The following is a 14383-nucleotide window of genomic DNA, read 5'->3' as shown; positions in this document are numbered from 1 at the left end:
GGGCTCCAGATACGTCATCGGTCAACGTCGCCTCCTAGGTCGAGTGTGAGATGGGCTGGTCGTGGGGGTAGGTTCTCCTTGCCTGCATCGCCAGTACCCCCAGTTTACGCCCGGATGCCCGAGCCGGCCTGCGGCGGCCCCCAGCCGGGCCCCGGCGGGCGCGGGGAACCGGATACCCTGGCTTCCGCGTGAACCCTGCGTGTTAGCCTTGCCTAAGTTGCAGAGGCGCCAGCGCACGCCCGCGCGCTCGCCGTCAGTCCGACCGAAAGGGCCCGTTCCCGATGAGCTACATCCGATCCGCGGCGTTCGCAGAGACCGGCTACGTCGTTCTCGATCCGTACGACCAGGCGAGCGATCCGAAGGAATGGCTCGACCTCGAGTACGTCGACTGGAAGTCGTCGGGCGTCACCCGCTTCGCCCCGCTCGCGAGCGCCTTCGGCGAGATGGAGTGCAACGGCTTCTGGAACCACACCCCGCCGCGCACCGACAAGGACGGCGTGTGGGTGCCGGCCAACGTCGAGAAGGCCCCCATCCTGAAGGCCCGGGCCGAGGAGCCCGGCGCGAACATCGGGCGCTGCCGCGTGATCGAGCTGCAGCCGAACACCTACGAGACCGCGCTCTACAACCTGCACCAGGACGACAACAACCGGCTGAACCCCGACGGCACCGGCTGGATCGTGCGCGGCTTCTTCAACCTCTCCGACGACAAGGACTCGTACCTCATCCTGCGGGAAGACCGGTTCGACCCCGAGACGGAGGTGCGCATCGCGCTGCCCGCCGGCGCCCAGCTGATCGTCGACACGCAGCGCTTCTGGCACGCGGTCTGGCACCAGGGGCCTGAGCCCCGGTACTGCCTGATCACCTCGTGGGAGTCGGGCCCCGAGCTCGACGCCTACATCGACGCGCACCACGGCAACCCGCACTACGCGACGGCTCCGCTGGATGCCGCCTTCATCGAGAGGGCGCAGGCCGACGTGCGGCGTCGCCTCGCCGAGCGCGCCGCGACGCTCTCGGCACGCGGACGGGCCGCCGACGAGTCCGACGACGTCGAGGCCTGAGCCCCACGCCGCATCCGTCCACAGCCCGCATCCGTCCACAGCCTTGGGCGCGAGGGCCCGCTGTCGGCGGGCGGCTCTAGGGTGAAGTCATGGCCACCAAGTCCGCGAGCGCATACCGCTGCACCGAGTGCGGCTGGCAGACCGCGAAGTGGGTAGGCCGCTGCGGCGAGTGCCAGTCCTGGGGCACCGTGGTGTCCGCCGCCGAGAACGAGGGCATCTCGCGCGCCGTGCGCGCCACCGTGCTCGACTCGGCCCGCATAGCCCGGCCCATCACCGAGATCTCGTCCGACGTGGCGGCCCATTGGGCCACCGGAATCGGGGAGTTCGACCGCGTGCTCGGGGGCGGGCTCGTGCCCGGTGCCGCCATCCTGCTCTCGGGCGAACCGGGGGTGGGCAAGTCGACGCTGCTGCTCGAGGTGGCAGCCAAGGCCGCCGAGGAGCACCTGCGGGTGCTCTACGTGTCGGCCGAGGAGTCGGTGTCGCAGGTGAAGCTGCGCGCCGAGCGCACGCACTCCCTCTCCCCCACGCTCATGCTCGCGGCCGAGACCGACCTGGCCACCGTGCTCGGGCAGATCGATGCCGTGCAGCCCCATCTGGTGATCGTCGACTCGGTGCAGACGGTGTCGAGCTCGGCGCTCGAGAGCGCGGCGGGCAGCCCCACCCAGGTGCGGGAGGTGGCGTCGTCGCTCATCCGGGTGGCGAAGGAGCGGTCGATGCCGGTGCTGCTGGTGGGCCACGTCACCAAAGACGGGTCGATCGCGGGGCCCCGGGTGCTCGAGCACCTGGTCGACGTGGTGTGCCAGTTCGAGGGCGACCGGCAGACGTCGTTGCGCTTCGTGCGGGCTCTGAAGAACCGGTTCGGTCCCACCGACGAGGTGGGCTGCTTCGAGATGAGCGCCGACGGCATCGCCGAGGTGCCCGATCCGAGTGGGCTGTTCCTCTCACGCGGGTCGGATGCGGTGTCGGGCACGTGCGTCACGGTGGCCCTCGAGGGGCGGCGGGCCCTGCCGGTGGAGGTGCAGGCGCTCGTGGTGAACACGCCGTCGCCGAACCCGCGGCGCGTCACGAACGGGGTCGACTCGTCGCGGGTGGCCATGATCCTCGCGGTGCTCGAGCGGCGTGCGCGCATCGCCCTCAGCGACAAAGACGTCTACGTGTCGACGGTGGGCGGGGTGAAGCTCACCGAGCCCGGAGCCGACCTCGCCATCGCACTGGCGCTCGCGTCGGCCGCCAACGACAAACCGCTCGCGCACGACCTGGCGGCCTTCGGCGAGATCTCGCTGGCCGGCGAGGTGCGCCCGGTGGCGTCGAGCCGCACCCGGGCGGCGGAGGCCAAGCGCCTCGGCTTCACCACCATCATCGACGACGAGGCGCGCCAGCTCGTTCGCGCCCTGGGCCGCGCCTTCAGCCGCTGACCTCGCACCGGCTCACCGAACGACGGAGAAACAGCAGCGAACCCGGAAACGACGGATCGTGAGTCCGTCGTTCGGCTCAGACTCCGTCCTTCCCGCGGTCGCGCCGCGCGCGGCCACCTGCGGGTCACACGTGGGGAACGAAGGCCTGCCAGGCGATGCGGCGTGAGGCGCGCGGGTCGGCCTCGACCCGGTCGGTGGAGTCGATGATGAGCGTGAGCCGCCGCGACTCGTCGTAGGCCGGCCACGCGGCCTCGTCGATCGCGCCGTCGTGGGCGAACGCCAGCCAGTGCGCGCGCATCCGTCGCCCGGCCCTGATGAAGGCGCGACGCCCGCCGAGCGAGGTCATGGCACGCCCGAACCAGCCGCCCAGCCGGTCGAACACGGCGAACAGCTCGAGCCCGTGCGTGGCGTCGAACCCGGCCAGCCGCACCAACCGCGGCGCGAAGTCGAACCGGTAGAAGTGCACGGGCGCGAAGCGCGAGTGCCGCTCGGCCACCTTCACGGTGGGGTACCAGAACGCGTAGTCGCCCCCGAAGTCGGCGGCCGGGCGCTTGGCGGGCAGCCCCGGGTACTCGGCCTTGATGGCCTTGCGCGCGCTCTTCTTGGTGCGCTTGAAGATGGCGCGGATGCGCTTGGGCGTGGTGGCGAGGATGTCGAGCCGGCCGGTGAACAGCGACCCCTCGCGGTCGTTGGTGCCGATGATGAGCGGCACCGGCGCGGCCCGGCCCTCCTTGAAGGCATCGAGCGGACGTTCGGGCAGCACGTCGCCGTCGATCACGGGCGAGAGCGCGATGGTGCCCGGATGCGCGTCGGGCGTGCGCAGTGTGAGCGTCACCGCGGCGGCCACCAGTTCGTCGGCGGTGGCGTCGACGAGCACCTGGCCGGCGAGGTCGTCGCTGGCCGACTCCACGCCGTCGGTGTCGACCGACTCGATCAGCAGCTCCACGAACTCCTCGGCCCAGAGCGCCGTGGTCTCGGGCAGGTACACCGCGTTCGGCGGCGGGCTCTGCGCGATCGCCCGGGCGAACAGCCCGTGAGCGGATGGGACGGCCATCAGCGTGGTCACCGCGTTGCCGCCCGCCGACTCCCCGAACACGGTGATGTTGCCCGGGTCGCCGCCGAACGCGGCGATGTTGTCGCGCAACCACTCCAGGGCGGCGACCTGGTCGCGGAGGCCGAGGTTCGCATCCACGGGTCGTTCGGGGGTGGAGTAGCGCCGGAAGTCGAGGTAGCCGAGGGCGCCCAACCGGTAGTTGAAGCTCACGTAGACGACGCCGCCCTCGCGCACGAGCGTCTCGCCGTTGTGCGGGTGCTCGGCCGAGGAGCCGACGCTGTAGGCGCCGCCGTGGATGAACACCATCACGGGCAGACCGGTGCGGTCGTCGGCCGGGCGCAGCACGTTGATCGAGAGGCAGTCCTCCGACATCGGGGTCGATCGGGAGGCGCCGATGAAGGCGCCGTCACGCGACTGCATCGCCACCGCACCGAACTCGCGCGCGTCACGGACGCCGCGCCACGGCACCACGGGCTGCGGCGCCCGGAACCGGTACGCCCCGACGGGCGGCCCGGCGAACGGGATGCCGCGCCACCACTGCAGGCCGCGCCTCGCGGCCCCACGCACGACCCCGCCGGTGACGGCGACCTCGAGCGGATGGGACTGCCCGGCAGGTGCGCTCACCCCGGCATCGTAGCCCGCCGCCGTGAACGGCCGGCCTCACAGGCCAGACCCTCAGGCGCCGTCGCCGGCCGGCGGGCAAAGGAAAACGGTTCCCAGGTACCCGCCGGAAACCGCCTCCACTACCCTTCTACGCCCGCAACGCCCGCAACGCACGCCCATTGCGCGCCGGAACCGCGCGTGCGCGGGTCTGTCACTGCCAGCATCAACCGATAGCGATGTCGAGAATCCCGGCAGGGGCCTCAATGCTCCAGTTCTGGCTGAACACGGCGTTGGGCTGTTTGACGTATACGATTCCGTCAGTGGTCAGAATCATCTGAGACCCATTCGAGCCGACAGCGACTTTCTTGTTCTGGCCGCCCGCGGTTTGGGGAGTCCAACCGTCGATACCGACGGACGTGCGCACCCAGGCTTGGCCGCCGGCATCGATAAGGGCCTGGACGCCGCCGTTTGTCGAGATGTACTGCGTGTTCGCCCCGACAGCTGTCTCGCGAGTCCACGTGGCATTGTCGAATGTGTTCGAGGTCTTCAACCACACGGTTCCAGCAGCATCGAGCATCATCACCCAGCCGTTGGAACCAACTGATATCTGCTTCACCGACGTACTCGATGAGATCGGGCTCCAGCCTCCAAGCGCCACAGAGTTGTTCTTGCCCCAAATGATCCCCGTTGAGTCGACCATCACTTGAGTCGCGCCGCCGGTCGCTATCTGCGTGACGCCGTTATTGACCGGCGTCTCTCTAACCCATGTCATGTCCAGGGCGGCGTTCGGAGCCTTCGCCCAGACCGTTCCTCCATTGTCGAGGATCATCTGGGTGCCGTTGGAACTGACGGTGATGTTCTTGATGCCGCCGCCCTGCGTCTCCTGAGCCCAGCCACCGCTACCGAGGGTTCGTTTTGCCCAGACGTTTCCGCCGCCATCCAAGATGACGTGAACCCCGCCCCCAGTGGCCATCTTCGAGATTGCTCCAGGTGTTTGCTGGCCCCAGTTACCGTTCGAATAGTCCTTGGGAGCCTTGGCCCAGATCTGTCCACCGCCGTCGCGGATCATCTGCACAACGCCGGCATCGACCGGGGCGGCCGCCGGCAGGTTGAGGGGAGACGAGGTATTCCTGAAATCGAGGTGGTGATGATCGCATCCGGCACCTGGCACATTGAACTTATGCATGAAGGGCTTTTCAGCGTCGTCGCAGAGCGCCTCCACGTACGTTCCGTCGGCTACCTGGGGCACGACGCCCGCCAAAAACGAGAACAGTGAGTCGGCCGAACTCTGCGAGGGAGAACCGATCTGCCCGATCGCACCGAAATCGATGGCGCCGGTAGCCACATTGCCGTTGTAATCCCAGCAGTGGGCCGGGCTCTGGCTGCTCGCACAGGTGATGCCATCTGCTGGGTCCGCGCATCCCCTATTCAGATCGTTGATCGTCGCAGAACCGAAATGCTTCGCCACGATCACGATGGTCTGCAGCGCGCGAACGTCGACATCACAGCGGCTGTTCAAGGCAATGCCTCCGCTGGCGATGGGTTCCAGTTCGTTGGCGAGAATGCCCGGCTCACCATTAGCGATGAACACTTTGGGGGTTGCGGGCGTTCCAGTGCCCGGGTTGTTGATGAAGTCCAGCACTCGCTGGGCTGCATCGACCCGGGATACGGGCACGTCGGCGCATGCAGAGTCCCCGCATGCGTCCGCATTAGCCGCAAAGCTGCCCGCCCCGACCAGTCCTACTGAAAGCAGCAGTGTCGCGATCACGGCCACAAAGGCACGCCGCATTGTTCCCCCAGAGTCAATTCGAAAGCGAATCCCCTTCGCCGATCGAAGTCTGGCATATTTAGCAAACAACAAGGAAGTAGGGGGTTCCGTTGGGTCGTCGAAACATTGCAGTCACGTTCGCCGTTCTTTCGACCGTCGTCGTCCTGACGGGTTGCACTCCGCCCGCGGTACCGGCGACAACAGCGAGCACAGTGATCCCGACGAGTTCCGCGCCATCGGCGCCCGGTGCACCCGCGGCGTCCACGTCGACGACTCCTCCAGTGGCCCCGACCACCCCCGAAGGCACAGCCGCCGACGATCCGATTACCCCTCCCGGTGATGCACCTCTGGCACCCGCCCAGACTCCTGGACTGAACTCCGCAGTCTCCGCTTGCACGGCTATCAGAGACGGTTTGCTCGATGGTTCAATAGGGGTTCCAGCCGATCCTGCATCTCTGGCTCCGGCCATCGAAGCGGCATCCATGGCAGCCGCCGTTGACCCCACATGGACGTCCCTGAGCGCAGCGATTCAGAAATTCGCTACCGACGCGTCGACCAATCGTGTGCAGAATTCGGTGGTGAATCAGGAACTCGGTGCGCTTGACGACGCCTGCGCTGCAGCGAACGTGTCGATGCCCTCTGAGTGAGAGCCTCTCGCCCACCCGAACGGGTCAGTTGAGCACGAACTGCTTCGAGTCGGCCGAGGTGATGCCCGCGACCGAGACGTCGAGGTGGTACGAGGCCCCGCCCGCCGGCACCGCAGGCCGGGCGGTGGAATCGCAGGTGTCGGCGGCCGAGCGCGTGCGGTCCCAGGTGAACGGCGTCGACGACACGGCCACGCCCGGCTCGAGCAGCGCCTGAGTGTCGGAGGGGTCGGTCTGGCAGTCGGTCGACTTCCAGTAGACCTCGTCGCCGCTCGTGATCGTGTACACCTGCTGCGAGGTGCCGGCGTTCAGCGTGCACGCCTCAGATCCGGTGTTCGTGATGGTGAACGACAGCTGCGGCGAGGCGCCGGCGGGATAGGTGTCCGCGTCGGTCACCGGGGTGACCTGGATGTTGCCACCCGCGCAGGCCGCGGCGTCGGCGGCCGCACCCGACCCGGCGTCGACGGTGCCGGGCGCGGCCGACGCGGCCCCCGCATCCGGGGCCGCCGCATCGGACGAGGCGGAGGGCACGATGCCGGTCGACCCGTCGGCCGGCCCCGCTGCCGAGTCCGAACCCGACCCGGGACGCACGATGATGAGCACCACCACCGCCACGATGGCGGCCACGATGAGCAGCACGACGAGTCTCCGCCGCCAATAGACCTTCTTCGGCTGCGGACCCACGGGATGCCTGAGCGTCGACATGCCCACAATCTAGCCAGCGGATGCGCCGATCAGCGGTCGGAGGCGCCGCGAGTCACGAGACCGAGGCCTGTGAGTTCGCCGTCATCGAGCAGGCGCGAGCGGATCAGGAACCGCTTGCCCTCCGGTGCCTCTATCGAGAACCCGCTGCCCCGGCCGTCGACGAGGTCGATGGTGAGGTGCGTGTACTTCCAGTACTCGAACTGCGAGCGCGACATGTACACCTCCACCGGGTCGATGCCGGTCACGTCGAGCGTGCCGATCAGCACGTCCGACCCGCCCGTGCGGAACATGCCTACGGGGTAGCACATCGGGCTCGAGCCGTCGCAGCATCCGCCCGACTGGTGGAACATCAGGGGCCCGTGGGTGGAGGCGAGGTGCCGCAGCATGTCGGCCGCGGCATCCGTCACCTCCACCCGGGAGGGCGGTGGGCCGGCATCGGCATCCGGCCCGCCGTCCCTCCCCGTCAGTGGCGGGAGCTGCATCAGAAGAACCCCATCGGCCCGTCGGCGTACGACACGAGCAGGTTCTTCGTCTGCTGGTAGTGGTCGAGCATCATGCGGTGGTTCTCCCGCCCGATGCCCGACTGCTTGTAGCCGCCGAAGGCCGCGTGCGCCGGGTACTGGTGGTAGGTGTTCGACCAGACGCGACCGGCCTCGATGGCGCGCCCGGCCCGGTAGAGCTGCGAGCCGCTGCGCGACCAGACCCCGGCGCCGAGCCCGTAGAGGGTGTCGTTGGCGATGGAGATGGCGTCGTCGTAGTCGTCGAAGCTCGTCAACGCGAGCACCGGCCCGAAGATCTCCTCCTGGAAGATGCGCATGTCGTTTCGCCCCTCGAACACCGTGGGCTGCACGTAGAAGCCGCCGGAGAGCTCGCCGCCGAGGTCGGCCCGCTCGCCGCCGGTGAGCAGCTTGGCGCCCTCCTGCTTCCCGATGTCCATGTAGCTGAGGATCTTCTCGAGCTGGTCGTTCGAGGCCTGCGCCCCGATCATGGTGGTGGGGTCGAGCGGGTTGCCCTGCTTCACCTTCGCCACCCGGTCGAGGCCGTCGGCCACGAAGCCGTCGTAGATCGAGCGCTGCACGAGCGCCCGTGAGGGGCAGGTGCACACCTCGCCCTGGTTGAGCGCGAAGAAGGTGAAGCCCTCCAGCGCCTTGTCGTAGAACGAGTCCTTCTCGTCTGCCACGTCGGCGAAGAACACGTTGGGGCTCTTGCCACCGAGCTCGAGCGTGACCGGGATGAGGTTCTCGCTCGCGTACTGCATGATCAGCCGGCCCGTGGTGGTCTCGCCGGTGAAGGCGATCTTGCGGATGCGCGGGTGCGACGCCAGCGGCGCCCCCGCCTCGATGCCGAACCCGTTCACGATGTTCAGCACGCCCGCGGGCAGCAGGTCTTCGATCAGCCCGAGCAGCACGTGGATCGACGCCGGCGTCTGCTCGGCCGGCTTCAGCACCACGCAGTTGCCCGCGGCGAGCGCCGGTGCGAGCTTCCACACGGCCATCAGGATGGGGAAGTTCCACGGGATGATCTGCCCCACCACGCCCAGCGGCTCGTGGAAGTGGTAGGCCACGGTGTCGTGGTCGATCTCGCTGATGCCGCCCTCCTGAGCCCGGATGCAGCCCGCGAAGTAGCGGAAGTGGTCGATGGCGAGCGGGATGTCGGCCGCCAGCGTCTCACGCACCGGCTTGCCGTTCTCCCAGGTCTCGGCCACGGCGAGCAGTTCGAGGTTCGCCTCCATGCGGTCGGCGATCTTGTTCAGGATGACGGCGCGTTCGGCGACGCTGGTCTTGCCCCAGGCGCCGAACGCCTTCCAGCCGGCCTCGACCGCCGCATCGACGTCGGCGACCGTACCGCGGGCCACCTCGGTGAACGTCTGGCCGGTGATCGGGGTCGGGTTCTGGAAGTACTGGCCGGACGCCGGCGGCACGTAGCGGCCGCCGATGTAGTTGTCGTAGCGCGGCTTGTAGCTCATCACGGAGCCGGGCGAACCGGGGTTGGCGTAGACGGCGGGGCCGCTCGTGGCGGGCACCTCGGTCTCGGACTCTGGGCGATCGATGATGGTCATGAGTGCTCCTTCTCGACGACGGTGTCGGATGGCACGACCGTACGCCGAGAGAGGTTGCGAGGCGTTGCGCCTCAGTCGCCGATAAGGCGTTCCAGGTGGGCCACCACGCCCGCCCGCTTCGGCGACCGTGCCGGCAGCAGGCGCAGGGCCGCGGTCCACACCTCGGCGTCGTTCCGGCCGTCGTCGGTGGTGGCGTAGGCGAGCAGCACGTCGACCGAGGCGTCGGTGAGCATCGCCTCGCGCAACCGCAGCCGCAGCACCTCGCGGATCTCGACGACGCCGGGCGCATCCGACCCCGGCAACAGGGCACCCGGATGAGCCGCTAGGGCGACCCGGTGCGCACCGCGATCCAGCAGCGAGAGCACGCGCTGGGCGTCGAGCTCGAGGGGTGCGCTCAGCCGGTAGGGCCGCGACAGCAGGGCGACCGTCGGCGACACCCCCTCCAGCACCCGGCGCACCCGCACGACCTCGGCGCGCAACGTGACCACGGCGGTGTCGTCGCCGTAGAGCAGCAGCGCCAGCCGGGCCGCGGAGAGGCCCTCGCGGTGCCAGGCGAGCAGGGTGAGCAGCTCAGCGTGCCGCGGGCTGAGTTCGAGGGTGGACGTGCCACTGTCACCGACGCTGACGAGTTCGGCCGTGTCGCGACCGAGCCCGTGCAGCTCGGGAGACCGCGTGGCGGTGTGTCGCGCAGGCCGCTCCGAACCGGCCGTCGACGCGAAGCCGGTCACGCGCATCCGTTCGCCCCGCACCCGCCCGGAGGCGATGCCGCGATCGCGGAGTGCCCTCAGGCGCAGCACCATCAGCTCGGCCTCCGCCGCGGCGGCTGTGGCCTCGACCAGGGGCAGGGTGTGCGGATCGACCGCGCGAGCGTCGCCGGTGATGTCGATCACCCCGAGGATGCGCCGGGTCTCGGGGTCGTGCACCGGAACGGCCGTGCAGCTCCAGCCGTGCACCTGGCGGTTGAAGTGCTCGGAGTCGTGGATCTGGATGCCGTGGTCGAGTTCGAGCGCCGTGCCCGGGGCCGACGTGCCCACCCGCGTCTCGGCCCAGCCCGCACCCTCGACGAAGCGCATGTCTTCGGCCCGGCGCTTGGCGGCGGCATCGCCCTCCACCCAGAGCAGCCGGCCCATCTCGTCGCCCACCGCCACGAGCAGCCCCGACCCCTCGGCGTCGCGCACCAGCAGTTTGCGGATCACCGGCAGCACCGCACTGAGCGGATGAGCCCGCCGGAACTCCGCGAGCACGTCTTCACCCACCTCGAGGTCGGGCAGCAGATGCTCGGGGTCGAGGGCCCGGCGGCGGGCACGCTCCCAGGAGTCGCTCACCACCCGGCGCGGGCGACGACTGCCGATCCCGCCCGGAAGGGCAAGCCAGGGGCTCGTCATCGCACCGCCAATCGTCGTCGATCGCAGCCAGTATCCCTCGCGGGGGCTCCCGACGCGAGGATGCTCAGCGAACGCGCGCGTTAACACGGTTCCGGATGCAGATCAAGGTCGTGCATCGGGGCCGGGATGCGTAGCGTCGACGGTATGAGCGATGAGATCCGCGGCCCCCTCGATGACGGCACCCGCGAGTTCGGGCAGCTCTTCCAGCGGTTCCTCGAGCAGGTGGTCCACCCGTCGGGGCTGTCGGGCCGGCCCACTCTGACCCCGCTCGGCGAGCACGTCCAGGAGTTCCTCGGCGTGCCGATCGCATCCCTGCCGGTGGTGACGCACGAGATCGCCGGCCACCGGCTGGTCGACGCCGACGTGGCGCTCGCCGATCTCGCGGCCGACGGCGGGTCGACCCCGATCGGCGTCACCGGCGGGCAGATGCGGGAGCAGTCGGCGCTGCCCGAACTGCTGGCGTCGGTGCACCGCGCGCCGTTCTCCCCCGGGCCGGTCGACTACGTCGCCGTGCCCGACGGCCCGGAGTCGACCCGCCGGGTGATGTCGTTCGGGCTGCACCTGCTGACCTTCGACGGCGCTCCGCTGGTGGCGCTGCAGCGGCAGGCGCAGCCGCAGCGTGGCCGCCAGAACGCCACGCTCGAGGTGCTCGCCGCCGAGGAGAGCGTCGCGGACGCCTTCATCGAGGAGTTCACCCGGCGCATGCTCGCCCTCTCGGTGCTGCGGGGCCAGGTGCTGTCGTTCACCGCCAACGAGTACGGTCCGCGCGCGGCCGGGGCGGCGTTCCTGCCGCGTCCCGACGTGGCCGAGCACGACGTGGTGCTGCCGCCGGGCGTGCTGGAGAGCGTGGTGCGGCACGTCGTGGGGGTGGGCGAGCACCGGGAGCAGCTGCGATCCCAGGGTCAGCACCTCAAGCGCGGCGTGCTGCTCTACGGCCCTCCCGGCACCGGCAAGACCCTGACCGTGCGGCACCTGCTCACCCGCACCCCGGGAACGACCGCGGTGCTGCTCACCGGTTCGAGCATCCGTTTCATCACCGAGGCCGCGGAGCTCGCCCGGGCGATGCAGCCCGCGATCGTGGTGCTGGAGGACGTGGATCTCGTCGCCGGCGACCGCTCGATGCACCAGGGGCCGCAGCCGTTGCTGTTCGCCGTGCTCGATGCTCTCGACGGGCTCGACGGCGATGCCGACGTGGCCTTCGTGCTCACCACCAACCGGGTGGAGGTGCTCGAGCAGGCCCTCGCCGACCGGCCGGGCCGGGTCGACCTCGCCGTGGAGGTGCCGCTGCCCGACCAGTCGGCGCGACGCCGCCTGTTCGCCCGCTACGCCGACGGGCTGCCGTTCAGCGCGTCGGCCGTGGAGGAGGCCGCCGACGCCTCGGAGGGCACCACGGGGTCGTTCGCCAAGGAGCTGATGCGGCGCGCCGTGCTGGCCGCAGCCGAGGCCGGGCGCACCGTCGCCGACCCCGATCTCGAGCTGGCCCTGCAGGGGCTCCTCGACGACCGGTCGCGGCTCACACGGAGCCTGCTCGGGTCGCCCGCCCAGGCGCCGCGAGCACCCTCCGCCGGTCGCGGCCGCTGTAGGAGCCGGTCAGAGCGCCGCGAGCAGCGCGGCCGGGTCGTCGTGCGTCTCGCTCGCGCCCGCAGCGTCGAGCACGTCGCGGCCGATGCCGCCGCAGAGCACACCGATCGAACGGATGCCGCTGCGCTCCGCCGCCACCAGATCCCACTGCGAGTCGCCCACCATCACGGCGTCGTCGGCGGCCACCCCCGCGCGCTCGAGGGCCACCATCAGGATGTCGGGTTCGGGCTTGGCCGTCTCGACGTCGTCGGCGTTCGTGACGGCGTGCAGGGCGTCGTCGACGTCGAGCACCGCTCGCAGGATGTCGAGCTCGTCCTCCGGCGCCGAGGTGGCGAGCACGATCGTGTGCCCGGCCTCGCGCAGGTGCTTCAGCAGCTCGCGGGCGCCGGGCAGCGGGTTGAGGTCGCCGGCGACCTCTTTGTAGTAGTCGGCGTGCAGCTCTTTCGCGCGGTCGCCGAGCTCCTCCTTCGCGTCGCCGAGCAGTTCGTCGAGCAGGCGGCTGGAATCCATGCCCAGGCAGCGATGGATGCGCCAGGCCGGAACCGGATGCCCGACCTCGTCGAAGGCGCGCACCCAGCAGGTGACGTGCTGGTAGTTGGAGTCGACGAGCGTGCCGTCGACGTCGAAGAGCACGGCTTTCTCGGTGATGGGCATGCAGGTTCTCCTTCTGGTCGAACCTCCACCCTGCCCCGGCGACCCCGATGCCACGAGGGGGTGGACGGATGCGCCGAGCGGGTGCACGGGGCGGCGACCGCTGCCCGCCCCGTGGCGCTCAGGCCACGCGGGTGAACCGTGGGCCGCTGTAGCCGTCCCGCTCGACCTGCTCGGTGAACATGGCGGCCGGGCGCATCCAGAACGAGTAGTCGTCGTAGAGCTTGCGGTAGAACACCAGCGTCTCCTCGGTCTCGCTGTGCCGACCGACGCCGATCACCTCGTAGCGGGCGCCCTTGAAGTGCTGGTAGATGCCGGGTGCCGGCTCGCTCTCGTGCATGCCGGAATCCTATTGATCAGGTCGAGATCTGCGTAGTATACGAGCATGTCTCAGCTTCGCTGCACCGCGGCCATCCATTCACCGGCCACCTCGCGACGCCGTGGGCGGAACGCCGCGGCCGTCGTCGCCGCGGTCGTGGCGGTGTTGGCCGCCAGCGGAGTACCCGCTGCCGCCGCGGCGCCACTCCGAATCAGCGCCGAGCTGACGGGCCTTCCCGGCTCCAGCACGATGGCAGCAGTCGATACCCGCACGGGCATCCTCTACGTGCTCGACCGATCGACCGGAGACATCACGGTCATGGACGCCGGTGGTACCCGGCCGGTGTCCACGATCGCATCGCGAGGGGGCCCTGCCGTCGACGTCGCGATCGATCCGTTCCGGCGCGAGCTCTATGTGCTTCACGATGGCGCACCATCGGTGCAGGTCTACGATCTGGCCACGCATCCGGACGGGACCGATGCCACGGTCCCGGTGGCTGACATCGCCCTTCCGGCCAGCTGTGCTCCCGCAGACGTCACCATCGACTCGGTGGGCGACCACCTGTTCGTCATCGGCCCGGGATGCGGCGCGATGACGGTTGTCGACACCCCTTCCCGGACGGTCTCGTCCATGGTGCCCGGTTCGTCATCAGGCGCGATCGGGTTGGACGGCCCGCGCCGAACCGTCTGGCTGGCCGGCGCGAAGACAGCTGAGATCAGTACGTTCGACGCTGACTCTTTTGCGCTCGTGGCCTCACGGTCGGCTGCGGCAGGGATCTCGGAGATCGTTCCCGATCTCGACCATGATCGCTTGTTCGTTCTCACGGACGAACTGATCGAGTTGGACCTGCACGACTTGTCCGCCACCTGGATGACGAACACCCAGGGTCTGGTGATCGATATCGATCTCGACCCCAGCGCTCAGGTGGTCTACGCACTCACGCGCTCCGGCACCCTCATCACCGCCGACAAATCGCGTCTTTGGCCTCCGCTCGTCCGTGTCCCAGGATTGGGGTTCCCGACATCGATGGTTCGCGATCCCGTCCGCGGTCTGGTGGCTGTGCTGTCACCCAGAGAAGGTCTGGTTCGGTTGGTGCAATAGCATTCGCATGGCGCTGAACCGACGCCGACGCCCCGAAGGA

General features: G+C 69.4%; 11 protein-coding genes and 1 pseudogene. 4 read left to right on the top strand and 8 right to left on the bottom strand.

Translation table 11 applies throughout. The features are described from left to right. Window positions 1–281 precede the first annotated feature (281 nt). Together ACEXOR_RS02640 and radA are read left to right on the top strand one after the other, a co-directional pair. Window positions 282–1058: a hypothetical protein gene (locus ACEXOR_RS02640; RefSeq protein ID WP_374847844.1), complete on the top strand. Its 777-nt coding sequence runs from the start codon at window positions 282–284 to the stop codon at window positions 1056–1058. A gap of 89 nt (window positions 1059–1147) precedes the next feature. Next, entirely contained in the window at window positions 1148–2473 is a 1326-nt protein-coding gene (gene radA / locus ACEXOR_RS02635) for a DNA repair protein RadA (protein WP_374847843.1), read from the top strand. Window positions 2474–2597: 124 nt separating this feature from the next. On the opposite strand, the gene ACEXOR_RS02630 is transcribed toward radA, so the two are convergent. The 6 genes from ACEXOR_RS02630 to ACEXOR_RS02605 form a co-directional block, all read right to left on the bottom strand. After that, window positions 2598–4151, bottom strand: a complete 1554-nt coding sequence (locus tag ACEXOR_RS02630; RefSeq protein WP_374847842.1) for a carboxylesterase/lipase family protein — start codon at window positions 4149–4151, stop codon at window positions 2598–2600. A gap of 202 nt (window positions 4152–4353) precedes the next feature. Next, window positions 4354–5772, bottom strand: coding sequence for a hypothetical protein (locus tag ACEXOR_RS02625; protein WP_374847841.1), 1419 nt, complete (start codon window positions 5770–5772; stop codon window positions 4354–4356). 797 nt (window positions 5773–6569) lie between these two features. Continuing rightward, entirely contained in the window at window positions 6570–7247 is a 678-nt protein-coding gene (locus tag ACEXOR_RS02620; RefSeq protein ID WP_374847840.1) for a hypothetical protein, read from the bottom strand. 29 nt (window positions 7248–7276) lie between these two features. Further along, the gene (locus tag ACEXOR_RS02615; protein WP_445451946.1) at window positions 7277–7729 is read right to left on the bottom strand and encodes a DUF779 domain-containing protein; all 453 of its coding nucleotides are present in this window, start codon (window positions 7727–7729) and stop codon (window positions 7277–7279) included. Further along, on the bottom strand, window positions 7729–9306 hold the full coding sequence (gene exaC / locus ACEXOR_RS02610; RefSeq protein ID WP_374847839.1) for an acetaldehyde dehydrogenase ExaC: 1578 nt from the start codon (window positions 9304–9306) through the stop codon (window positions 7729–7731). Before exaC ends, ACEXOR_RS02615 begins: the two co-directional genes overlap by 1 nt. 71 nt (window positions 9307–9377) lie before the next feature. Beyond that, window positions 9378–10691 carry a GAF domain-containing protein gene (locus ACEXOR_RS02605; protein ID WP_374847838.1) on the bottom strand — a complete coding sequence of 438 codons (1314 nt, stop codon included), beginning with the start codon at window positions 10689–10691 and terminating at the stop codon, window positions 9378–9380. A gap of 126 nt (window positions 10692–10817) precedes the next feature. On the opposite strand from ACEXOR_RS02605, the pseudogene ACEXOR_RS02600 reads away from it, so the two are divergent. Beyond that, window positions 10818–11966, top strand: a pseudogene (locus tag ACEXOR_RS02600) (ATP-binding protein); the annotation flags it as partial. 315 nt (window positions 11967–12281) lie between these two features. On the opposite strand, the gene ACEXOR_RS02595 reads toward ACEXOR_RS02600, so the two are convergent. Next, the gene (locus ACEXOR_RS02595; protein WP_374848043.1) at window positions 12282–12926 is read right to left on the bottom strand and encodes an HAD family hydrolase; all 645 of its coding nucleotides are present in this window, start codon (window positions 12924–12926) and stop codon (window positions 12282–12284) included. A gap of 118 nt (window positions 12927–13044) precedes the next feature. Next, window positions 13045–13263 (bottom strand): DUF1653 domain-containing protein, encoded by a 219-nt coding sequence (locus ACEXOR_RS02590; protein ID WP_374847837.1) that lies wholly within the window; start codon window positions 13261–13263, stop codon window positions 13045–13047. Between the two features lie 45 nt (window positions 13264–13308). Between ACEXOR_RS02590 and ACEXOR_RS02585 the strand changes: the two genes are divergently transcribed. Continuing rightward, window positions 13309–14343: a YncE family protein gene (locus ACEXOR_RS02585; RefSeq protein ID WP_374847836.1), complete on the top strand. Its 1035-nt coding sequence runs from the start codon at window positions 13309–13311 to the stop codon at window positions 14341–14343. Window positions 14344–14383: the final 40 nt, after the last annotated feature.

This window comes from Herbiconiux liangxiaofengii (assembly GCF_041927335.1).
In the GTDB taxonomy this organism is placed as follows: Bacteria; Actinomycetota; Actinomycetes; order Actinomycetales; family Microbacteriaceae; genus Herbiconiux; species Herbiconiux liangxiaofengii.
This window is presented reverse-complemented; position numbering and strand designations above follow the sequence as displayed.

Coding starts and splice junctions, on each gene's coding strand:
- ACEXOR_RS02640 (WP_374847844.1), top strand. CDS start 282: ATGAGCTACATCCGATCCGCGGCGTTCGCAGAGACCGGCTACGTCGTT.
- ACEXOR_RS02620 (WP_374847840.1), bottom strand. CDS start 7,247: ATGTCGACGCTCAGGCATCCCGTGGGTCCGCAGCCGAAGAAGGTCTAT.
- ACEXOR_RS02605 (WP_374847838.1), bottom strand. CDS start 10,691: ATGACGAGCCCCTGGCTTGCCCTTCCGGGCGGGATCGGCAGTCGTCGC.
- ACEXOR_RS02615 (WP_445451946.1), bottom strand. CDS start 7,729: ATGCAGCTCCCGCCACTGACGGGGAGGGACGGCGGGCCGGATGCCGAT.
- exaC (WP_374847839.1), bottom strand. CDS start 9,306: ATGACCATCATCGATCGCCCAGAGTCCGAGACCGAGGTGCCCGCCACG.
- ACEXOR_RS02590 (WP_374847837.1), bottom strand. CDS start 13,263: ATGCACGAGAGCGAGCCGGCACCCGGCATCTACCAGCACTTCAAGGGC.
- radA (WP_374847843.1), top strand. CDS start 1,148: ATGGCCACCAAGTCCGCGAGCGCATACCGCTGCACCGAGTGCGGCTGG.
- ACEXOR_RS02595 (WP_374848043.1), bottom strand. CDS start 12,926: ATGCCCATCACCGAGAAAGCCGTGCTCTTCGACGTCGACGGCACGCTC.
- ACEXOR_RS02585 (WP_374847836.1), top strand. CDS start 13,309: ATGTCTCAGCTTCGCTGCACCGCGGCCATCCATTCACCGGCCACCTCG.